Source organism: Streptomyces sp. DSM 40868, from assembly GCF_011820545.1.
GTDB classification, from domain to species: domain Bacteria; phylum Actinomycetota; class Actinomycetes; order Streptomycetales; family Streptomycetaceae; genus Streptomyces; species Streptomyces eurythermus.
Genome location: NZ_CP050504.1, coordinates 6,151,921 through 6,172,154, shown reverse-complemented (window position 1 = coordinate 6,172,154; position 20,234 = coordinate 6,151,921). Strand labels below are relative to the sequence as shown.

Sequence of the window (20,234 nt, the reverse complement as noted above, 5' to 3'; positions counted from 1 at the left end):
CTCTACAGCCGGTTCGGAGACGGACGGGACGACTGTAGCCCCATCAGTCCCTGGCGAGGCGCTTGTTCAGCGCCTCCAGCACCTGCGGGGGCACCAGGTGGGAGACGTCCCCGCCCCAGGCCGCGACCTCCTTGACGAGGGAGGAGGACAGGAAGCTGTAGGTGGGGTTGGTGGGCACGAACAGCGTCTCGACGCCGGTGAGGCCGTTGTTCATCTGGGCCATCTGGAGTTCGTAGTCGAAGTCGCTGACGGCGCGCAGGCCCTTGACGATGGCGGGGATGTCGCGCTGCTTGCAGAAGTCCACGAGGAGGCCGTGGAAGGACTCGACGCGGACGTTGGCGTATTCGGAGGTGACCTCGCGGATCAGCTGGATCCGCTGGTCGATCTCGAACAGGCCCTTCTTGGATTTGTTGATCATCACCGCGACGTAGACCTCGTCGTACAGACGGGAGGCTCGGGCGATGATGTCGAGATGTCCGTTGGTGATCGGGTCGAACGACCCGGGACAGACGGCGCGGCGCACTTGTGATCCCTCGCTCTCCGGTCCGGTCATCGTGCGTCTTCGCACGTAGAGGCGGCGCGACCGTACCAAAACGTTCCCTCGCCGTAGCGACGGGACCGGAGCGCTTCGAAGCCGTCCGGCCAGTGGAATTCGCCGCCTCTGGTGCTGCGCTCCACGGTGACGAGCGCTTGCTCAGCGAGCCAGCCCTCCGAGTGGAGTGTGAGCAGAATCTCGCGAAGATCGTGATCTGTGACGGCGTACGGCGGGTCGAGGAAGACCAGGTCGTACGGCTCGGCGGGGGGTGCGGTGCGGATGACTTGTTCCGCTTTGCCCGTGCGTACCTCGGCGCCGGGCAGGCCCAGGTTCCGTACGTTCTCGCGGACGATCCGTGCCGCGCGGGCGTCGGCTTCGACCAGGAGGGTGTGGCTCGCGCCCCGGGACAGGGCTTCCAGGCCCACGGCGCCCGAGCCGGCGTAGAGGTCGAGGACCCGCTCGCCGTCCAGGGGGCCGCCCAGCAGGGACTGCCAGGTGGAGAAGAGACCTTCGCGGGCGCGGTCGGAGGTGGGGCGGGTGCCGGTGCCTGGGGGGACGGCGAGGCGACGTCCGCCGGCTGCGCCGGCGATCACGCGGGTCATCTTCGGTCCTTGGTCGTGGGTCGGTTCAGGTCCAGTGTGGCTCACCCCTTTTCCAGGTACTGCTCCCGCTCGTCGTCCAGCAGGGCGTCCAGGGCCGTGCGCAGGCCCGGGAGACGCTCCAGCTCCGGGTCGGCCGCCACGACCGCCGCCGCCTCCGCTCTCGCCTCCGCGATGACCTCCTCGTCCTCGATGACGGCCAGGACCCGCAGGCTGGAGCGGGCGCCGGACTGGGCCTGGCCCAGGACGTCGCCCTCGCGGCGCTGTTCGAGGTCGATGCGGGACAGCTCGAAGCCGTCGAGCGTGGAGGCGACCGCGTTCAGCCGCTGGCGGGCCGGGCTCGCCTCGGGCATCTCGGTGACCAGCAGGCACAGGCCGGGGGCGGAGCCGCGGCCGACCCGGCCGCGCAGCTGGTGGAGCTGGGAGACGCCGAAGCGGTCGGCGTCCATGATGACCATGGCCGTGGCGTTCGGGACGTTGACGCCGACCTCGATGACGGTGGTGGCCACCAGGACGTCGGTCTCGCCGGCCGCGAAGCGGCGCATCACGGCGTCCTTGTCGTCGGGGTGCATACGGCCGTGCAGGACCTCCACCTTCAGGCCCTTGAGGGGGCCGCGGCCCAGTTGCTCGGCCACGTCGAGCACGGCCAGCGGGGGCCGCTTCTCCTCGCCCTCGGCGGGCTTCTTGCCGGCCTTCTTCGGGTCCTCCTCCTCGTCACCGATGCGCGGACAGACCACGTACGCCTGGTGGCCGGCCTCGACCTCCTCGCGGACCCGTTCCCAGGCGCGGGCGAGGAAGTGGGGCTTGTCGGCGGCCGGGACGACATGGCTGGCGATCGGGGAGCGGCCGGCCGGGAGCTGGTCCAGCACGGAGGTCTCCAGGTCGCCGAAGACCGTCATGGCGACCGTGCGCGGGATGGGCGTGGCCGTCATGACGAGCAGGTGCGGGGGCTGTTTGCCCTTGCCGCGCAGGGCGTCGCGCTGCTCCACGCCGAAGCGGTGCTGTTCGTCCACCACCACCAGGCCGAGGTCGTGGAACTGCACCTTGTCCTCGATCAGGGCGTGGGTGCCGATGACGATGCCGGCCTCGCCGGTGGCCAGGTCGAGCAGGGCCCGGCGGCGGGCCGCGGTGCCCATCGAGCCGGTCAGCAGCACCACCTTGGTGGCGTGCTCGGCGCCGCCCAGCATGCCCCCCTCGGCCAGCTCGCCCATCATCTCGGTGATGGAGCGGTGGTGCTGCTGGGCGAGCACCTCGGTGGGCGCGAGCATGGCCGCCTGCCCGCCCGCGTCGACGACGGCGAGCATGGCGCGCAGGGCCACCAGTGTCTTTCCCGAACCCACCTCCCCCTGGAGCAGGCGGTGCATGGGGTGGGAAGTGGCGAGGTCGTCGAAGATCTCGCGGGAGACCTTTTGCTGGCCCTCGGTGAGGGTGAAGGGCAGGCGGTCGTCGAAGGCCGCGAGGAGGCCGTCCGGGCCGGCGACGCGGGGCACGGCGGGCAGGTGGGTCTCGGCGTGCCGGCGGCGGGCCAGGGCGACCTGGAGGACGAATGCCTCGTCCCACTTCAGGCGGGCGCGGGCGTCGGCGATGTCGGCCTTGGTGTGCGGCCGGTGGATCTTGAGCAGGGCCTCGGGGAGCGGGAGCAGGCCGCGGCCGGCGCGCAGGGAGTCCGGGAGCGGGTCGAGGGCCTCCTGGGCGCTGGGCAGCACCGTCTGGACCGCCTTGCCGATCTTCCAGGACTCCAGTTTGGCGGTCGCGGGGTAGATCGGGATCAGGGCTCCGGCCCAGGACTCGACGGCCTCCTCGCCGTCGCCCCGCAGCAACTCGTAGGCCGGGTGGGCGAGCTGGAGGCGGCGGTTGAAGACGGAGACCTTGCCGGCGAACATCGCGCGGGTGCCCGGCAGCAGTTCCTTGTGGGGCTTGTGCACGCCGTTGCCGAAGAAGACGAGCTGGAGCCGGCCGCTGCCGTCCGTGATCGTGACCTCCAGGCGCTGGCCCTTGCCCCGGGGGGCCTTGGCCGAGGCGAAGCTGTGCAGCCGGGCGTCGGCGACCTGGGCGACCACCGTGACGTGCTCGTCCATGGGGAGGTCGGCGAGGTGGGTGAGCTGACCGCGCTCCTCGTATCTGCGCGGGTAGTGGTGCAGCAGATCGCCGACGGTGTGCAGGCCGAGGTGCTCGGCCATCACCTTCGCGGTGGCGGGGCCGAGCACCTTCTTGAGCGGTTCTTGCAGTGCGGGCACGCCATCAATTGCACACCACGGCACTGACAATGCCGTAGACCACGCCCCGCGCCGCCCGGCCGAGATGCCGTAAACATCAGGGAAACTCCTGGTCAGGCGCGCTGATCGGGGCCTAGGATGACGCGCTCAAGGCCATCCTTCGCGGTCACCGCCCCGCCGGGACCGCCCGACCCCGCGCCGCCCCGCACGCCCCTCGCGGCGCAGTGACGATGGATTCCCACAGCCCACAGGCACCCCACGCACCCCGACCCCGGTCACCTCACTCACCTCACCCACCCCATGGCTTCCAGGTCGGTCCGCGTGGCCTGGCGGATCCGCTCTCCCGGCACCTCCGGGCCGGCCCCGGGGTCCATCCGCGCGGGCTGCCGCGGCACGCCGTGGACGCCATGGACGCCGTCACCGCCCGGCGGGCCGCCGAGCGGGACGCCCCGGCCCGGGTGCGGCTGTACGTGGCCGGGGAGCGCGCCGACGGCCGGTGGGCGGGCATCCTGGACACACCGCGCGGCAGCGCCCCGTGCGCGCGTCCGGTGCCGCACCGGCTGAACCCGCCGGTGCGCGAAATCGGTTCGCTCGGCACTCCGGAGCCGCTCGGCACCGCGACCGGGGCGCTGTACGGGCAGGCGCCGCGAAGGGCGCGGCGCCCGCTGCGGCCGGCCGGCCCGGCGCCGCTCGGCCGGGCGTTCATCGGGCTGCTCGCACGGGCGACCCACGGGGAGGGGGACGGACGATGAGTGAGATCACGGACATCGACGCGCTGCGTCAGGCGCTCGCGGAGAACTCCGAGCAGCCGGAGGGTCCGGCCCGCAACGCGCGCGCGGAGGAGCTGCTCGCCGAGGCGGAGCGGCTGGACGTCCCGCTCGCCGTGATCGAGGCGCTCGGACACCAGCTGAAGGTCTGCAACTACAGCTCCGAGAAGGACAAGATGTTCGTCCCGTTCGCGCGGCTGCTGCGCATGTGGGACGAACGGCCCGAGGACTTCGACGAGTACGAGACGCACTCGCTGCACTGGGCCTTCAAATGGATGTCGGCGGGCATGCTGGACCAGCCGCACGTCCCGCTCGCGTCGATCGAGAAGTGGCTCGGCGAGATGGAGCGCCGCTACCGGCTCGCCGGGCACTCCGAACGGGCCGTGCGCAGCGCCGAGTTCAGCGTGGCCGCGCACATCGGGGACATTCCGCGCGCACAGCGGGCGTACGCCGCGTGGCTGGCCGCGGACCGGGACCGGATGGCCGACTGCCCCGCCTGCGAGCTGCACGCGCGGGGCGTCTGGCAGGTCCGGTGCGGCCGGGACGCCGAGGCGCTCCGGCTGTGGCGGCCGGTGCTGGAGGGCGAGTTCGCCTGCGCGCACGAGCCGCACTCCGTGCTGGCCTCCTCGCTGGCCCCGCTGCTGCGGCTCGGCCGGGTGGACGAGGCCCGCGCACACCATCTGCGCGGTTTCCGGCTGGTGCGCCCGATGGAGAGCATGCGGGGCGCGTACGCCGACCATGTCGAGTTCTGCGCGCTGACCGGGAACGAGGCGCGCGGCCTGGAGCTGCTGGCCGGGCGGCCGGCGTACTTCACCGACAGCGGGCATCCGCGCAGCAGGCTGGACTTCCTGACCGTGGTGGCGCTGCTCATGGACCGGCTGACCGAGCGGGGGCTGGGCGCGCAGCGGGTGCCGGGGCCGGCCGGGCGGAGCTGGACCGCGCGGGAACTCGGCGCGCACGCGCGCGTGGAGGCCACGGAGCTCGCCGCGCGGTTCGACCGCCGCAACGGCACGTTCGCCGTCGGCGACCGGGTCCGGGCGCGGATGGACCAGCGCCCGCTGGTGGACCGGCTGCCGCTGGGCGTGCGCGCGGTACGGCCCGCCGTGGCGCCGCAGGCCACACCCCCGGCGTCCGAGGCCACCGAGGAGCCCGGACTGCCCGCGCTGCTCGCCGAGGCGCGGCGGCAGTCGGGCACCCTGCGTCCGCACGCGCTCCAGGCGTGGGCGGCGGTCGCCCGGGCCGCCCGGGACGGCGAACTGGAACCGCGCGACCGCGCGGAGATCGCCGACCACGAGGCGATGGCCCGCGGTCCCGAGGGGCTCCCCCTCTTCGAGCAAGCGGCACGGCTGTACGCGGAGGCGGGCGACCCCGGGGAGGCCCTGGCGGCACGCGCGCGTGCGGAGTACGTCCGCGCCCTGGCGGGCGAGGTCGAGCCGGCCCTGACGACGGTGACCCGGCTGTACGACGAGGTTCTCGCCCTGTACGCCGACGAGGGCACGGGAGTACGGCAGACGGCGTCGGTGGTGATCAGCCGGGCGCGGATCCTGATGCGCCGGGTCCACGCGGCGGCCGAGGTCGGCACCGGGGGCGTGGACCACGGGAACGCGGGTGGCCTGGGCGCCGGCGGTCCCGAGGACGCCTGGGATGCCGGGGGTGCCCGGGATCCAGGGGGTGCCCAGGATGCCGGGGGGAACACCGGCGAGCCCGCCACGGGCGCCGTGGAGACCGGCACGGACGGCGAGCAGGACACCGCGGACGCCCGGACCCCCGGCACGGACGGCGGGCAGGGGGCGGCGGAAGCCTGGATGCCCGGTGACGGTGCGGAGGACGGGGCCGGCGCGTGGGCGGGCGGTGCGGACGCTCGTGGTGCCGGCGCCGGTGTCGGTGCCGGTGTCCGCCGTCCCCGTGCGGGCCTCGGGCAGGCGGTCGCCGATGCCGAGGCGGCCGTGCGGGAGGTGCTGGCGCTCGTCGAGGGGCACGACGAGGGCGACGTACGGCTGGCGGCGCGGGCCGCCGAGGCGCGGGGGATGCTCGCCGAGCTGGCCGGGATGACCGGGGACGCGCGGCGGGCGGCGGAGCTGTTCCGCCGGTCCGCCGACGAGTACGTGGCCGCCGGGCTGCCGTGGTTCGCCGTGGAGTACGAGGTCCAGGTCGCCGCACTCGCCCACCAGGCCGGTGATCTCACCGGGGCCGAACGCGCGCTGCGGGCGGCACTGGAGCACGGCGGCCCGTACGTGGAGCCGGTCGGGCGGGCCCAGCTGCACCTCCAGCTCGCCGAGGTGCTCGGCGCCCTGGACGCTCCCGCCGAGGCCGCCGGGCACGCGCTGGAGTCCGCGTACTGGGCCGACGAGGCGGGCGAGGGCGCCACCCTGGGCGCCTGGGCACGGCAGCAGCTGGGCGGGTTCCTGCTGCGCCGGGGCCGGTACGCCGAGGCCGCCGAGGTGCTTCAGTCCGCGCTGGCCGACCTGAGCCCCGGCACACACGGCGACGAGGCGGTGGTCCAGGCCCGCTGGTGGCTCGGGGACTGCCTGGGCGAGCTGGGCGAGCACCGAGCCGCCGCCGAGGAGTGGCTCGAGGCCGCCGAGCTGGCCCGGCACTGGCCCGAGCAGCAGGACCACGCGACGCTCGCCCACCTCGCCGCCGAGTCGCTGGGCAGCGCCGGTCTCGCGGCGGAGGCGGACCGGGCCTACGCGCGCGCGGGCGACCTGTGGCGCGCACTCGGCAACGCCCCTTTCCTGGTCCGCTCGCTGCGCGCCCGCGCCTGGCTGGCGCTGGGCGGGGAGGCCGGGGCGGCATCCGCCCGGGCGCTGATGACGGAGGCGGTGCGCGAGTGCGAGACGGCGCTGGCGGCGGCCCGGGGCACGGACCGTACGGAGCTGGCCACGGAACTCGGCGGAACGTACCGGCAGTTCGCCGAGCTGCTGGCCCGCTCGGCGTCCGAGGAGGCCGAGGACGCGGTGATCCGGGCCGCGTTCGAGGCGGCGCTGGAGCAGATGACCCGGGCCGTGGCGGTGTTCACCACGCTCGGTGCCGCCGGGCTGCACGGCCGTACCGGCGCCGAACTGGGCGCGGGCTGGCTGGAGGCCGACCTCGGCCGTCCGGAACGGGCGGAGGCACGCGCGCGTGCGGTGCTCGCGGTCTACGCGGGCGCCGACGGCGGGGACGAGACGGTCAGTGCACGGCGTGCGGAGGCGGCCCAGATGCTCCAAGCGGCACAGGAGGGACGCGAGGGACCGGAGGGGCGGGAGGAAACGGAAACGGAACGGGACTGAGCCACCGCCGCCCGGCCCCGCGTCACTCCACGCCGATGAGCAGCAGTGCCCCCTGCCGGCCGCCGTGGTACACCATCGTGTCCACGGCCAGGTAGGACTCCCGTACCCGGGCCTCCAGATGCGCGGCGACCGTTTCCGGGGCCTCTTCGCCGACGACGAGGGTGACCAGTTCGCCGCCGGACTGGAGCATGCGGTCCAGGACGGTGCGGGCAGTGGCGGTGACGTCCGTGCCGATCACCGCGACGTCGCCGTCGATGAGGCCGAGCACGTCCCCGGCCTGGCAGATCCCCGCCGTGGTCCAGGACCGGCGCTCGGCGACGACGACCTCGGCGTACCGGGTGGCGCCCGCCGCCGCGGTCATCTGGACCACGTCCTCGTCGAACCGGCGCCGCGGCTCGTGCACGGCGAGCGCGGCGATGCCCTGGACCGCCGAGCGGGTCGGGATCAGGGCCACCCGGATGCCCTCGGTACGGACCTGCTCGGCCGCGGCGGCGGCCGTGTGGCGCAGCTCGGCGTCGTTGGGCAGCAGGACGACCTCGCGCGCGTGGGCCCGCCGTACCGCCTGCACCAGCTCCCCGCTGGCGGGCGGCTCCCCGGGGCGCGCGAGGACGGTGGTCGCGCCGGCCTCGCCGTACAGCCCGGCCAGCCCCTCGCCCGGTACGACGGCGACGACCGCCCGCTGGGCGGGTGCGCGGGACGGGCGTTCCCGGCCGGGGTGCGGCTCGCCGTGCCCGAAGTGCGTGATCCGGATCCGGTAGGGCCGGCCGGCCTCCACGCCGGCCTCCACGGCGGCGCCCGCGTCGTCGACGTGCACATGGACGTTCCACAGTCCGTCGCCGCCGACGACGACCAGGGAGTCCCCGAGGGCGTCGAGCCGCGCGCGCAGCCGGGCCACGGCCGCGTCGTCGGCCTCCAGCAGGTAGATCACCTCGAAGGCGGGCCCCCCGGCCTCCCCCCGGTCGCCCCCGTCCTCGTCCTCGTCCTGGCAGGCCGGTTCCGTCGGGCAGGCCGGTTCCGTGCCGTCACCGGTTGCGCCCGCCCCGGCGGCCCCGGCCCCGTGACCGCCGGTCCCAGCACTGCGACCGGCGGCTCCGGCACCATGACCAGCAGACCCGGCAGGCCCGGCGGACTCGGCGAGACCCGCGGACCGGGCGCCGGAAACACCCCCCGCCGTCTCCCGTACCGCCTCCCCCGTGACCGCCTCGACCAGCGCCCCGAGCACCGTCACCAGGCCCCGGCCGCCCGCGTCGACCACCCCGGCCCGCCGCAGCACGCCCAGCTGGTCCGGGGTCGCCGCCAGGGCCGCCCGGGCGCCCTCGTAGGCGGCGCGCGCGACCGTCCGGCAGTCGTCCCCGGCCTCCTCGGCGGCGTCGGCGGCGGCCGAGGCGACCGTCAGCACCGTGCCCTCGACGGGGTGTGCCACGGCCTGCCGGGCGGAGTCGGCGGCCCGGCGCAGGGCCAGCCGCAGTCCCGGGCCGTCGGCACGGGAGGCGGCGGAGGACTCATCGGCGGCCGAGCACTCGCCCGCCTCGGCGAGCACCTGGGCCATGCCCCGCAGCAGCTGCGCCAGGATCGTGCCGGAGTTGCCCCGGGCCCCGATCAGCGCGCCGTGGGCCATCGCGCGGGCCGCGTCGCCGAGGGACGGCTCCGCGCGACCGGTCTCGTACCCGGCGAACACCGCCTCCACGGCCGTGGCCGCCGACTCCAGGGTGAGATACAGATTGGTCCCGGTGTCGCCGTCGGCCACCGGGTAGACGTTGATCGCGTCGATCTCCTCCCGGGCCCGGCCCAGCGCCCGGAGCGACAGGGAGCACCAGGTACGCACCGCGAGAGCATCGAAGAATGTCTGCGGCACCTGCGCCACCTGCGCCTCCCTGACCCGGCCGTACGTCGGACGCAGCGTAGACCCCGGACCGGTGTCCTCCGGAAGCGGGCCGGGAGCGGGAGCCTGATCAGCCATGGTAGTTTCGTTGTACTGGCGCAGCCGTTGTATGCTGCTCCGGTTGCCCGATCCTGATCGGGCCATTCCCCTGGCAACGCCATTCAGATCTCAGATCCTAGGATCTTGATCCCGGCATGCCGGGATCAACCGTAAGTGCATCTGAAGTCTTTGGAGTGACCCGTGGCTGCCAACTGCGACGTCTGCGGCAAGGGGCCGGGCTTCGGCAACAACATCTCGCACTCGCACCGCCGTACGTCCCGCCGCTGGAACCCGAACATCCAGCGTGTGCGTACCGTGGTCGGCGGGACGCCGAAGCGCGTGAACGCTTGCACCTCGTGCATCAAGGCCGGCAAGGTCTCGCGCTGACGCTACAGCTGAGCGCGCGGCCACTGCCTGGTTCGCTGCACAGAGCCGGTCCACCTCACGGTGGGCCGGCTTTTTGCCTTGCCCCTGGGCGAGTTCAGCTCCCGAACCGCCACCCGCTCAGCTCCTGAACCGCCAGCCGTGATCCACCGGCCCGATCCCGGCGCCGAGGGCGAACCCGGCGGCGATCGCCCCGGTGACGTACTCCTTGGCCGCCGTGACCGCCTCCGGTACGGACTTGCCCAGGGCCAGCCCGCAGGCGATCGCGGAGGCCAGGGTGCAGCCGGTGCCGTGGGTGTGCCGGTTGTCGTGCCGGGGAGCGCGCAGCAGGTGCTCCTCACAGCCGTCGGTGAGCAGGTCCACGGCGTCCCCGGGCAGATGCCCGCCCTTGATCAGCACCCAGCGCGGCCCGTAGGCCAGCACGGCGGCCGCCGCCCGGCGCAGATCCGCCTCGGACTCCACCCGTATCCCCGTGAGCTGCGCCACCTCGTCCAGGTTGGGCGTGGCCACGGTCGCCGCGGGCAGCAGCCTGGTGCGGACGGCGTCCAGCGCGGAGGCGGCGAGCAGCGCGTCACCGTGCTTGGAGACGCCCACCGGGTCCACCACGGCCGGCGCGTCCGTGCCGGAGAGCAGTTCGGCGACCGTCTCGACCAGTTCGGCGGAGGCCAGCATGCCGGTCTTCACGGCCTGGACGCCGATGTCGTCCACGACGCTGCGGTACTGGGCCCGGACCGCCGCCGCGGGCAGCTCCCAGGCGCCCTGGACGCCGAGGGAGTTCTGCGCGGTCACCGCGGTGAGCACGCTCATGCCGTGCACGCCGTGCGCCAGCATCGTCTTCAGGTCGGCCTGGATCCCCGCGCCGCCGCCGGAGTCGGAGCCCGCCACCGTGAGCACCCTGGGGATCATGACTCGATGTCCCCGAAGTGGTCCCAGCCGCCCTTGCTGGTCCAGGGCGCCCCGTCGACCGTCACCTGGGGCAGCGCGGAGGGGTTGAGGACCTCGCCGATGACCTTCCAGCGGGCCGGGAGCTTGACGTCCGGCGGGAAGGTGGCCACGATCGCGTGATCCTCTCCCCCGGTCAGCACCCACTGCAGCGGGTCCACGCCGACGGCCTGGCCGATGTCGTGCATCTGTGTGGGGATGTCGATCGCGCCGGAGCGGATGTCGATGCGGACCTTGCTGGCCTCGGCGATGTGCCCGAGGTCGGCGATCAGGCCGTCGCTCACGTCGCACATCGCGGTGGCGCCGAGCGAGGCCGCGGCCGGGCCCGCGTGGTACGGCGGCTCGGGGCGCCGGTGCGCCTCCACGAAGGCGCGCGGGGAGCGGAAGCCGCGGGCGAGCACCGCGTACCCGGCCGCGGACCAGCCCAGCCAGCCGGTGACGGCCACCAGGTCGCCGGGCTGGGCACCGGCCCGGGTGACGGGCTCGTGGTTGCGCAGATCGCCGAGCGCGGTGATCGACACCATGATGGTGTCGCCGCGTACGACGTCCCCGCCGACCACGGAGGCGCCGGCGACCTGGCACTCGTCGCGCAGGCCGTCCATCAGCTCGGTGGGCCAGGTGACGGGCAGTTCGGCGGGGACGACCAGGCCGAGCAGCAGCGCGGTGGGGACGGCGCCCATCGCGGCGATGTCGGCGAGGTTCTGCGCGGCTGCCTTGCGGCCCACGTCGTAGGCGGTGGACCAGTCGCGGCGGAAGTGCCGGCCCTCCAGCAGGATGTCGGTGCTCGCCACCACCCGGCGGTCGGGCGCGGCGACCACCGCGGCGTCGTCGCCGGGGCCGACCCGGACCGCCGGCGTACTGGTGAGACGGGAGGTGAGCTCCCTGATGAGCCCGAACTCCCCGAGCTCACCAACAGTGCCCTTCATGTCCCTTGCTCCCCTTTTCTCTCCCGTGCCGTGCCCGGTCGCGCGTCTTCAGTGTCCCCGATACGGTCGAGGTGTCCGTCGTCGCGGTCGCCGGGGCCGCCGACACGGCCGCGGTGACCGTCCGTACGGTCCAGGTGACCGTCAACGTCCGCCATGGCAGCGCCTCACCACGCAAGCCCGCGTCCCGGAGGTCTCCCCGCGGGGCGCGGCGACGCGATACCGTGGCGTTCCTTTTCCCCACATGATCCTCGTGGCCGCCCTGGAGGTTCCGTGGTACAGGCGTACATCCTGATCCAGACGGAGGTCGGCAAGGCGTCGACCGTCGCCGAGACGATCAGCAAGCTCCCTGGAGTGATCCAGGCCGAGGACGTGACGGGTCCGTACGACGTGATCGTGCGCGCCCAGGCCGACACGGTCGACGAACTCGGCCGCATGGTGGTCGCGAAAGTCCAGCAAGTGGACGGCATCACGCGCACCCTGACCTGCCCGGTCGTGCATCTGTAGCCCCCGTCTACGCTTGGCCGGTGAACATCTTCCGTCACCGGCCCCTCGGCCTGCTCGCAGTGGCCCTGCTCGTCGCGGTCGCGGGCTGCTCCGCGACGGACGACAGCGACACCGTGGCGGTGCCCACCCCGGACGCGCGGACCGCCCCGCTCTGCCGGGACCTGGACAAGGCGCTGCCACGGAAGGTGGACGGACAGCCCCGCCGGGACCCGGAGCCCCCGTCCGCCTACACGGCGGCCTGGGGAAGCCCGGCGATCATACTGCGCTGCGGCATCCCCCGGCCGCCCAAGATGGTCGATCCGAAGGTGGCCCTCGGGCAGGATCCGAACGCGATCGGCGGCGGGGTCGACGGCGTCGACTGGCTGATGGAGAAGCAGGACGACGGGACCTGGCGGTTCACCACGTCCGAGCGCCGTGCCTATGTGCAGGTGACCCTGCCCGAGAAGCTGTCCGGGCCGGACGACAGCGCGCAGGTGCTGACGGACCTGGCGCCGGCCGTGAAGAAGGCGATCCCGAAGGGGATCGCCTCCATGCGGCACTGAACCGGTCGCGGGCTCAGCGCAGTCCGGTCGGACGGCACAGCGCCGCCTGCACCAGGCGGTCGACCAGCTCCGGGTAGCTCACGCCCGTGGCCTGCCACATCTGCGGGTACATCGAGATCGGCGTGAAACCGGGCATGGTGTTGATCTCGTTGATCACGAACTCGCCGTCCTCGGTGAGGAAGAAGTCCGCGCGGACCAGACCCTCGCAGGAGGTCGCCTCGAACGCCTCGACCGCGAGCCGCCGCACCTCGGCGGTCTGCTCCTCGGTGAGCGGGGCCGGGACGACACCGGGCGTGGAGTCGATGTACTTGGCCTCGAAGTCGTAGTACGCGTGCGCGTCCGGCGGCGGGATCTCGGCCGGGACGGAGGCGCGCGGGCCGTCCTCGAACTCCAGGACGCCGCACTCGATCTCACGGCCCCGTACGGCGGCCTCGATCAGGATCTTCGGGTCGTGGCGCTGCGCCTCGGCGATGGCCTCGTCCAGGCCGGCCAGGCCGTCGACCTTGGTGATGCCGATGGAGGAGCCCGCGCGCGCCGGCTTCACGAACAGCGGCCAGCCGTGCTCGCCGGCGAAGTCGACGATCCTCTTGCGGGCGGCGGACTCGTCCCGGGCCCACTCACGGGGGCGGATCACCAGGTACGGGCCGACCTTGAGCCCGTAGGAGGCGAGGATCCGCTTCATGTACTCCTTGTCCTGGCCGACGGCCGAGGCGAGCACGCCCGAGCCGACGTAGGGCACCCCGGACAGCTCCAGCAGGCCCTGGAGGGTGCCGTCCTCGCCGTAGGGACCGTGCAGCACCGGGAAGACGACGTCGACCTCGCCGAGCGCCTTGGGCACGGAGCCGGGCTCGCTGTAGACGACCTCGCGGTTGGTGGGGTCGACGGGGAGCACCACGCCGCCCTCGTGCTCCTCCGCGAGGTCGGCGACCTCGGGGGTGCGGCGGTCGGCGATGGCCATCCGCTCCGGTTCGTCGGCGGTGAGCACCCAGCGGCCCTCCCGCGTGATGCCGATCGGCAGGACGTCGTACTTCGTCCGGTCGATGGCCGTGAGGACCGCGCCGGCGGTGACCATGGAGATCCCGTGTTCGGAGCTGCGCCCGCCGAACACGACGGCCACGCGCGGCTTGCGCGCCGGCTGCTCGGGGCTCTGGGGAAGGTTCTCGGTGCTCATATCGCGTTGAGCGTACCTGGAGGTAGACGACAAGTCAGCGCGCGCTCCCGGGCCGTCGCTCAGCGTCGCACGGATGGTCGCGGAGCGTCGTGGACGGCCCGGCAGGGGCGTGGGAGGGGCCGGTTTCAGCGCCGTTCGGGCTTGGCGCTGCGGGCCATCAGCTCCTTGAGCGCGGCGACCGGCGACTTGCCCTCGTGCACGATCTCCACGACCGTCTCGGTGATGGGCATGTCGACACCGTGCCGGCGGGCCAGATCCAGCACGGACTCGCAGGACTTGACGCCCTCGGCGGTCTGCTTGGTGACGGCGATGGTCTCCTGGAGGGTCATGCCCTTGCCGAGGTTGGTGCCGAAGGTGTGGTTGCGGGACAGCGGCGAGGAGCAGGTGGCCACCAGGTCGCCGAGGCCCGCGAGTCCGGAGAAGGTCAGCGGGTCGGCGCCCATCGCCAGGCCGAGCCGGGTGGTCTCGGCGAGGCCGCGGGTGATGAGCGAGCCCTTGGCGTTGTCGCCGAGCCCCATGCCGTCGGCGATGCCGACCGCGAGGCCGATGACGTTCTTGACCGCGCCGGCGAGTTCGCAGCCGACCACGTCGGTGTTGGTGTACGGCCGGAAGTACGGCGTGTGGCAGGCGGCCTGGAGGCGCTGGGCGACCCGCTCGTCGGTGCAGGCCACGACGGCCAGGGCGGGCATGCGGGCGGCGATCTCACGGGCCAGGTTGGGCCCGGTGACGACCGCGATCCGGTCGGCGCCGACCTTGGCGACGTCCTCGACGACCTCGCTCATCCGCATGGTGGAGCCGAGTTCGACGCCCTTCATCAAGGAGACCAGGACGGTGTCCGGCGCCAGCAGCGGGGACCATTCGGCGAGGTTCTCGCGCAGCGTCTGGGAGGGGATCGCGAGCACGGTGAAGTCCGCGCCGGCGAGCGCCTCGGCGGCGTCGGCGGTGGCGCGCAGGTTCTGAGGGAGTTCCACGCCGGGCAGGTAGTCGGGGTTGGTCCGGGTGGAGTTGACCGCCTCGGCCAGCCGGGGCCGGCGGGCCCACAGGGTCACGTCACAGCCGGCGTCGGCGAGCACCATGCCGAAGGCGGTGCCCCACGAACCGGTGCCCATGACGGCCGCCCGCACAGGCTTGCTCACTTGGTCTGCCCTTCCGTCTGCCTGCCCCGCGCCTGAGCCTGCGCCTGGGTGCGGCGCCGCTGCTCGATCCGCTCGCGGCGCGGGTCGTACGGCGTCTCGGGCGCCTTCTCGCCGCGGATCTCCTCCAGCAGCCGGGTGATGGCCGCCATGATGACCTCGGTGGCCTCCTTCAGCACGTCCGGGGTCATCTCCTTGCCGTAGAAACGGGAGAGGTCCACGGGCGGGCCGGCGAGGACGTGGTGCGTCTTGCGCGGGAAGAGGTTCGGCTTCTTGGCGTACGGCGGCAGCAGTTCGTTGGCACCCCACTGGGCGACCGGGATGACCGGGCACCTGGTCTGCAGGGCGACCCGGGCGGCGCCGGTCTTGCCGGTCATGGGCCAGCCGTCGGGGTCGCGGGTGAGGGTGCCCTCGGGGTAGAAGGCGACGCACTCGCCGCGCTCGACGGCGTCGATGGCGGCCCGGAAGGCGCTGAGCGCGTCCGTGGACTCGCGGTAGACGGGGATCTGTCCGGTGCCGCGCATGGCGGCGCCGACCAATCCCTTCTTGAAAAGGCCGCTCTTCGCCAGGAATCGCGGAACCCGTCCGGTGTTGTACTGATAGTGCGCGTATGCGAAGGGGTCCACGTGGGAATTGTGGTTCACCACGGTGATAAATCCGCCCTCGGCCGGAATGTGCTCCATTCCACGCCAGTCCCGCTTGATCAGAACCACCAGCGGCGGTTTGCAGATCACCGCGGCGAAGCGGTACCAGAAGCCGATTCTGCGGCGGGGCACAAGGACACCTTCCTCTAGGACTGCCACCCCGGCGGGGGTCGCACAAGTGTGGCCCCGGGCCGCCGGTCTGTCGAGAACACCGTACGCCCCGCCTCCCGGGACACCGGAGCGCCCAGGTGACAATGAACGGGACGAGGGAGGGACGGTACGCCGGTGCAGTGGACCTTGGTCATCCCGCTGAAGCCCCTGGCCCGGGCGAAGAGCAGGCTCGCGGACACCGCCGGTGACGGGGTGCGCCCGGGGCTGGCGCTGGCGTTCGCGCAGGACACGGTGGCCGCGGCGCTGGCCTGCGCGGAGGTGTCGGATGTGGCGGTCGTCACGGACGACGAGCTGGCCGGCCGGGAACTGGCGGCGCTCGGCGCGCGGATCGTCCCGGACGTGGCCGGCGGCGGTCTGAACGCCGCGCTGGCCCATGGCGCGGCGGCCGTGCGGCGGTGGCGTCCCGGTGCCGCGGTCGCGGCCCTGAACGCCGATCTGCCGGCGCTGCGCCCGGCGGAACTGTCCCGGGTGCTGGCCGCCGCGACGGAATTCCCCCGGGCTTTTCTGCCGGACGCGGCCGGGGTGGGCACGACTTTGCTGGCGGCAACCGGCGGCCGGGAATTGCGTCCGGCGTTCGGGGTGGATTCCCGTGCCCGCCACCGGGCCTCCGGTGCCGCGGAACTGGCGCCGGCGGCCGTCGATTCGGTACGGCAGGACGTGGACACCGGCGCGGACCTGCGCGCGGCGCTGGCGCTGGGGGTGGGCCGGTTCACGGCGGCGGTGGCGGCGGGGCTGCTGATCCCTGGCTCCGGGGATTCCCACTAGGCTGACGGCCATGCAGGCCACCGCATACACCTACGACCCGGAGACCCGCAGCGGACAGGTGCTCCTCGACGACGGCACCCCCGTGCCCTTCGACGCCGCCGCGTTCGACGCCGGCGGTCTGCTGCTGCTCCGTCCCGGGCAGCGGGTGCGGATCGAGACGGAGGGCGAGGGGGACGCGGCGCGGATCACCCTCGTCACCCTTCAGACCCTGTAACCGCCCTTGCACACGCCGCGGGCCGGGCTCCCCTGGGGAGTCCGGCCCGGCGCGTGAGTGCCCTGGCGGCCTTACGACGTCGCCTTGCGGGCGGTCGTCTTCTTGGCGGTGGTCTTGCGGGCCGTCGACTTCTTGGCCGGGGCCTTCTTCGCGGTGACCTTCTTCGCCGGGGCCTTCTTGGCGGTGGTCTTCTTGGCCGCGGTGGTCTTGGCGGTCGCCGTGGTCTTCTTGGCGGCGGGCGCCTTCTTCGCCGTGGTCTTCTTCGCGGCGGCCGTCGTCGTCTTCTTCGCCGGCGTCGCCTTCTTCGCCGTGGTCTTCTTCGCCGCGGCCGTCGTCGTCTTCTTGGCGGCGGCCTTCTTGCCGGCGGCCTTGGCGATGGTGGGCGGCGGGCCGGACAGGCTGCCCTTCGGCGCCTTCTTGACGGCGACCTCGCCACCGCGCGGGAGCTTCTTCGAGCCGCTCACCAGGTCCTTGAAGCCCTGACCGGCGCGGAAACGCGGCACGGAGGTCTTCTTGACCCGAACCCGCTCGCCCGTCTGAGGGTTGCGGGCGTAACGGGCGGGGCGGTCCACCTTCTCGAAGGACCCGAAGCCGGTGACCGAGACCCGCTCGCCCGCGACGACCGCGCGGACGATGGCGTCCAGGACATGATCGACAGCATCGGCGGCCTGCTGGCGGCCGCCCAACTTGTCGGCAATCGCTTCTACGAGCTGCGCCTTGTTCACGTCTTCCCCTTCGGAGACATCGCCAGAACGAAAGTGTTCAAGCTTTTTCGCACGTTAGGCAGATATATACCGCAAATCAAACACGAAACGGGCTTATCACCCTTGTGCCGCAACGGACTCGGCCGTCTCGGACGGTTTCAACGGTCCTCTTCGGGGATCCGACCCGCGTCGAGATCCGCAGTGAACCGATCGAGCCGCCTTGCCGCGTCGGCGAGGTCGTGCTTGGCCGCGGCCGTAATGACCAGCAGCTTCCGGGTCAGCGCCACCCGTACGCCCTCCGGGACTTGCAGTGCGCGCACCCTTGCGTGCGCTTCCTTGAGTTGGTTCGCGACCGCCGTATAGAGCTGGAGTTGGCCGTCGTGTTCCATGCACAGATTGTGCCATCTGGGGCGAGTTGTCGCCTGCGCAGGGGGGTAACTACCGCCTCAATTGGCCTTCCAGGCACTTGCGAAGGAGCCGAACACAGCACTCACGTACCCAATCAACGCCCTTCGTAACACGGCAAGTTGAGAGAATCCGCAGGGTGCGGCCGGGGTGGCCGGGGGCAGACATGGCCGTACCCCCGATCGTGGCGACCGGGGGTACGGACGGGGTGTCGAGGTGGCTGAAACCCGACCCTCTGAGGGGCCTGGCCGGCCGCCGGATCAGACCTGGAGCGTGCGCGGCTTGTAGGCGGGGCGTCCCTCCTCGTAGGCGGCGATGTCCGCCTCGTTCCGCAGCGTGATGGAGATGTCGTCCAGGCCGTTCAGCAGCCGCCAGCGGGAGTTCTCGTCCAGCTCGAAGGAGGCGGTGATGCCCTCGGCGCGCACCTCACGCGCCTCGAGGTCCACCGTGACCTCGGCGGTCGGGTCCGCTTCCGTCAGCTCCCACAGGGCGTCCACGATCTTCTGGTCCAGGACCACCGTGAGCAGACCGTTCTTCAGCGAGTTGCCGCGGAAGATGTCGGCGAAGCGGGCGGAGATCACGGCTTTGAAGCCGTAGTTCTGCAGCGCCCAGACGGCGTGCTCGCGCGAGGAGCCGGTGCCGAAGTCGGGGCCGGCGACCAGCACCGTGGCGCCCTGCCGCTCGGGCCGGTTGAGCACGAACTCGGGGTCCTTGCGCCAGGCCTCGAACAGCCCGTCCTCGAAGCCGTCGCGGGTGACCTTCTTGAGCCAGTGGGCGGGGATGATCTGGTCGGTGTCGACGTTGCTGCGGCGCAGTGGGACGGCCCGGCCGGTGTGGGTGGTGAAGGCTTCCATGATTCTCAGACTCCAGCGGGCGCGGGGGCGTCGGTCAGGTCGGCGGGCGAGGCCAGGTGGCCCAGGACGGCGGTCGCGGCCGCGACCTGCGGCGACACCAGGTGCGTACGGCCGCCCTTGCCCTGCCGGCCCTCGAAGTTGCGGTTGGAGGTGGAGGCGGAGCGCTCGCCCGGGGCCAGCTGGTCGGGGTTCATGCCGAGGCACATCGAGCAGCCCGCGTGCCGCCATTCGGCGCCGGCCTCCTTGAAGACCACGTCCAGACCCTCGGAGACGGCCTGCAGACCGACCCGCGCGGAGCCGGGCACGACCAGCATCCGTACGCCGTCGGCGACTTTGCGGCCGCGCAGGATGCCGGCGGCGGCGCGCAGGTCCTCGATGCGGCCGTTGGTGCACGAGCCTACGAAGACGGTGTCCACGTTGATGGAGCGCAGCGGCTGCCCGGCCGCCAACCCCATGTATTCCAGGGCCTTTTCGGCGGCCAGGCGCTCCGAAGCGTCTTCGTACGAAGCCGGGTCGGGGACGGACGCCGAAAGCGGCGCGCCCTGGCCGGGGTTGGTGCCCCAGGTGACGAACGGCGACAGCTCGGCGGCGTCGATGACCACCTCGGCGTCGAAGACGGCGTCGTCGTCGGTGCGCAGGGTCTTCCAGTACGCCACGGCCGCGTCCCAGTCGGCGCCCTCGGGGGCGTGCGGGCGGCCCTTGAGGTACTCGAAGGTGGTCTCGTCCGGGGCGATCATGCCGGCGCGGGCACCGGCCTCGATCGACATGTTGCAGATGGTCATCCGGGCCTCCATCGAGAGCTTCTCGATGGCGGAGCCGCGGTACTCCAGGATGTAGCCCTGGCCGCCGCCGGTGCCGATCTTCGCGATGATCGCCAGGATCAGGTCCTTGGCGGTGACGCCGTCGGGCAGCTCGCCCTCGACGGTGATGGCCATGGTCTTCGGGCGGGCCATGGGCAGCGTCTGGGTGGCCAGCACGTGCTCGACCTGCGAGGTGCCGATGCCGAACGCCAGCGCGCCGAAGGCGCCGTGCGTGGAGGTGTGCGAGTCGCCGCAGACGACCGTGGTGCCGGGCTGGGTCAGGCCGAGCTGCGGGCCGACGACGTGGACGACGCCCTGCTCGACGTCGCCCAGCGGGTGCAGCCGCACACCGAACTCGGCGCAGTTCTTGCGCAGGGTCTCCAGCTGGGCGCGGGAGACCGGGTCGGCGATCGGCTTGTCGATGTCGAGGGTCGGGGTGTTGTGGTCCTCGGTCGCGATGGTGAGGTCGAGGCGGCGGACCTTCCGGCCGCTCTTGCGCAGGCCGTCGAAGGCCTGGGGGCTGGTCACCTCGTGCAGCAGGTGCAGATCGATGTAGAGGAGGTCGGGCTCGCCCTCGGCGCGCCGGACGACGTGGTCGTCCCAGACCTTCTCCGCGAGTGTCCTACCCATCGCTTTCCCTCCGGCCGGCAAGCGTCCACCGACCCAACTAGAGATCTTGAGGGGCGGTGGCAGCCCTTACCGGGCCCCTGAACGTCGTGATTTAGGGCGTCCACCGCCGGGCCCGTTGGTCCTCGGGCCGCCGTG

Annotated in this window: 19 protein-coding genes and 1 pseudogene; 7 read left to right on the top strand and 13 right to left on the bottom strand. The window is 72.8% G+C overall.

Translation table 11 applies throughout. From position 1 onward, the window contains the following. Positions 1 to 43 precede the first annotated feature (43 nt). Genes coaD through recG form a run of 3 tightly spaced genes read right to left on the bottom strand, consistent with a single transcriptional unit; the run spans position 44 to position 3,380 of the window. Positions 44 to 523, bottom strand: coding sequence for a pantetheine-phosphate adenylyltransferase (coaD, locus tag HB370_RS28205; RefSeq protein ID WP_030785184.1), 480 nt, complete (start codon positions 521 to 523; stop codon positions 44 to 46). A 26-nt stretch (positions 524 to 549) separates the two neighbouring features. Continuing rightward, on the bottom strand, positions 550 to 1,137 hold the full coding sequence (gene rsmD, locus HB370_RS28200; RefSeq protein WP_030785187.1) for a 16S rRNA (guanine(966)-N(2))-methyltransferase RsmD: 588 nt from the start codon (positions 1,135 to 1,137) through the stop codon (positions 550 to 552). Positions 1,138 to 1,178: 41 nt separating this feature from the next. After that, on the bottom strand, positions 1,179 to 3,380 hold the full coding sequence (gene recG / locus HB370_RS28195; RefSeq protein ID WP_030785191.1) for an ATP-dependent DNA helicase RecG: 2,202 nt from the start codon (positions 3,378 to 3,380) through the stop codon (positions 1,179 to 1,181). A gap of 443 nt (positions 3,381 to 3,823) precedes the next feature. Between recG and HB370_RS28190 the strand changes: the two are divergent. Both HB370_RS28190 and HB370_RS28185 read left to right on the top strand, forming a co-directional pair. Beyond that, positions 3,824 to 4,102: pseudogene (locus HB370_RS28190) on the top strand (HSP90 family protein); the annotation flags it as partial. Continuing rightward, entirely contained in the window at positions 4,099 to 7,389 is a 3,291-nt protein-coding gene (locus HB370_RS28185) for a hypothetical protein (protein WP_030785197.1), read from the top strand. The pseudogene HB370_RS28190 and the gene HB370_RS28185, both read left to right, overlap by 4 nt. A 22-nt stretch (positions 7,390 to 7,411) precedes the next feature. Here HB370_RS28185 and HB370_RS28180 read toward each other — a convergent pair whose 3' ends face one another. Next, positions 7,412 to 9,253 carry a DAK2 domain-containing protein gene (locus tag HB370_RS28180; protein ID WP_030785200.1) on the bottom strand — a complete coding sequence of 614 codons (1,842 nt, stop codon included), beginning with the start codon at positions 9,251 to 9,253 and terminating at the stop codon, positions 7,412 to 7,414. 258 nt (positions 9,254 to 9,511) lie between these two features. Between HB370_RS28180 and rpmB the strand changes: the two genes are divergently transcribed. After that, the gene (gene rpmB, locus HB370_RS28175) at positions 9,512 to 9,697 is read left to right on the top strand and encodes a 50S ribosomal protein L28 (protein WP_003993230.1); all 186 of its coding nucleotides are present in this window, start codon (positions 9,512 to 9,514) and stop codon (positions 9,695 to 9,697) included. A gap of 117 nt (positions 9,698 to 9,814) precedes the next feature. Here rpmB and thiD read toward each other — a convergent pair whose 3' ends face one another. Together thiD and HB370_RS28165 are read right to left on the bottom strand one after the other, a co-directional pair. Next, entirely contained in the window at positions 9,815 to 10,600 is a 786-nt protein-coding gene (gene thiD, locus HB370_RS28170; RefSeq protein WP_030785205.1) for a bifunctional hydroxymethylpyrimidine kinase/phosphomethylpyrimidine kinase, read from the bottom strand. Further along, the gene (locus HB370_RS28165) at positions 10,597 to 11,562 is read right to left on the bottom strand and encodes a thiamine-phosphate kinase (protein ID WP_030785208.1); all 966 of its coding nucleotides are present in this window, start codon (positions 11,560 to 11,562) and stop codon (positions 10,597 to 10,599) included. Before HB370_RS28165 ends, thiD begins: the two co-directional genes overlap by 4 nt. 270 nt (positions 11,563 to 11,832) lie before the next feature. On the opposite strand from HB370_RS28165, the gene HB370_RS28160 reads away from it, so the two are divergent. Beyond that, entirely contained in the window at positions 11,833 to 12,066 is a 234-nt protein-coding gene (locus HB370_RS28160) for an Lrp/AsnC ligand binding domain-containing protein (protein ID WP_030612688.1), read from the top strand. A gap of 20 nt (positions 12,067 to 12,086) precedes the next feature. Next, positions 12,087 to 12,608, top strand: coding sequence for a DUF3515 domain-containing protein (locus tag HB370_RS28155; protein ID WP_030785211.1), 522 nt, complete (start codon positions 12,087 to 12,089; stop codon positions 12,606 to 12,608). A gap of 13 nt (positions 12,609 to 12,621) precedes the next feature. Here the strand turns inward: HB370_RS28155 and HB370_RS28150 are convergent, their stop codons facing one another. From HB370_RS28150 to HB370_RS28140, 3 genes are all read right to left on the bottom strand, one after another. Next, a complete protein-coding gene (locus tag HB370_RS28150) occupies positions 12,622 to 13,779 on the bottom strand; it encodes a D-alanine--D-alanine ligase family protein (RefSeq protein WP_030785213.1) in 1,158 nt (385 codons plus the stop codon). Between the two features lie 125 nt (positions 13,780 to 13,904). Further along, entirely contained in the window at positions 13,905 to 14,915 is a 1,011-nt protein-coding gene (locus tag HB370_RS28145) for an NAD(P)H-dependent glycerol-3-phosphate dehydrogenase (RefSeq protein ID WP_030785217.1), read from the bottom strand. Beyond that, positions 14,912 to 15,688: a 1-acyl-sn-glycerol-3-phosphate acyltransferase gene (locus HB370_RS28140; protein WP_030785219.1), complete on the bottom strand. Its 777-nt coding sequence runs from the start codon at positions 15,686 to 15,688 to the stop codon at positions 14,912 to 14,914. The genes HB370_RS28145 and HB370_RS28140 overlap by 4 nt, the downstream gene beginning before the upstream one ends. A 153-nt stretch (positions 15,689 to 15,841) precedes the next feature. Here HB370_RS28140 and cofC point away from each other — a divergent pair, with 153 nt between their 5' ends. Next, a complete protein-coding gene (gene cofC, locus HB370_RS28135) occupies positions 15,842 to 16,492 on the top strand; it encodes a 2-phospho-L-lactate guanylyltransferase (protein ID WP_030785221.1) in 651 nt (216 codons plus the stop codon). Between the two features lie 10 nt (positions 16,493 to 16,502). Then, positions 16,503 to 16,706, top strand: coding sequence for a hypothetical protein (locus tag HB370_RS28130; RefSeq protein ID WP_030785223.1), 204 nt, complete (start codon positions 16,503 to 16,505; stop codon positions 16,704 to 16,706). A gap of 71 nt (positions 16,707 to 16,777) precedes the next feature. Here HB370_RS28130 and HB370_RS28125 read toward each other — a convergent pair whose 3' ends face one another. The 4 genes from HB370_RS28125 to leuC all read right to left on the bottom strand — a co-directional run bounded on the left by HB370_RS28125 (position 16,778) and on the right by leuC (position 20,099). After that, positions 16,778 to 17,431, bottom strand: coding sequence for an HU family DNA-binding protein (locus tag HB370_RS28125; protein WP_030785225.1), 654 nt, complete (start codon positions 17,429 to 17,431; stop codon positions 16,778 to 16,780). 137 nt (positions 17,432 to 17,568) lie between these two features. Next, positions 17,569 to 17,799: a hypothetical protein gene (locus tag HB370_RS28120; protein ID WP_030785228.1), complete on the bottom strand. Its 231-nt coding sequence runs from the start codon at positions 17,797 to 17,799 to the stop codon at positions 17,569 to 17,571. Positions 17,800 to 18,075: 276 nt separating this feature from the next. Beyond that, a complete protein-coding gene (leuD, locus tag HB370_RS28115; protein ID WP_030785230.1) occupies positions 18,076 to 18,669 on the bottom strand; it encodes a 3-isopropylmalate dehydratase small subunit in 594 nt (197 codons plus the stop codon). Positions 18,670 to 18,674: 5 nt separating this feature from the next. Then, entirely contained in the window at positions 18,675 to 20,099 is a 1,425-nt protein-coding gene (leuC, locus tag HB370_RS28110) for a 3-isopropylmalate dehydratase large subunit (protein WP_030785232.1), read from the bottom strand. Positions 20,100 to 20,234: the final 135 nt, after the last annotated feature.

Coding starts and splice junctions, on each gene's coding strand:
- rsmD (WP_030785187.1), bottom strand. CDS start 1,137: ATGACCCGCGTGATCGCCGGCGCAGCCGGCGGACGTCGCCTCGCCGTC.
- HB370_RS28185 (WP_030785197.1), top strand. CDS start 4,099: ATGAGTGAGATCACGGACATCGACGCGCTGCGTCAGGCGCTCGCGGAG.
- thiD (WP_030785205.1), bottom strand. CDS start 10,600: ATGATCCCCAGGGTGCTCACGGTGGCGGGCTCCGACTCCGGCGGCGGC.
- HB370_RS28165 (WP_030785208.1), bottom strand. CDS start 11,562: ATGAAGGGCACTGTTGGTGAGCTCGGGGAGTTCGGGCTCATCAGGGAG.
- HB370_RS28150 (WP_030785213.1), bottom strand. CDS start 13,779: ATGAGCACCGAGAACCTTCCCCAGAGCCCCGAGCAGCCGGCGCGCAAG.
- HB370_RS28130 (WP_030785223.1), top strand. CDS start 16,503: ATGCAGGCCACCGCATACACCTACGACCCGGAGACCCGCAGCGGACAG.
- HB370_RS28120 (WP_030785228.1), bottom strand. CDS start 17,799: ATGGAACACGACGGCCAACTCCAGCTCTATACGGCGGTCGCGAACCAA.
- leuD (WP_030785230.1), bottom strand. CDS start 18,669: ATGGAAGCCTTCACCACCCACACCGGCCGGGCCGTCCCACTGCGCCGC.
- leuC (WP_030785232.1), bottom strand. CDS start 20,099: ATGGGTAGGACACTCGCGGAGAAGGTCTGGGACGACCACGTCGTCCGG.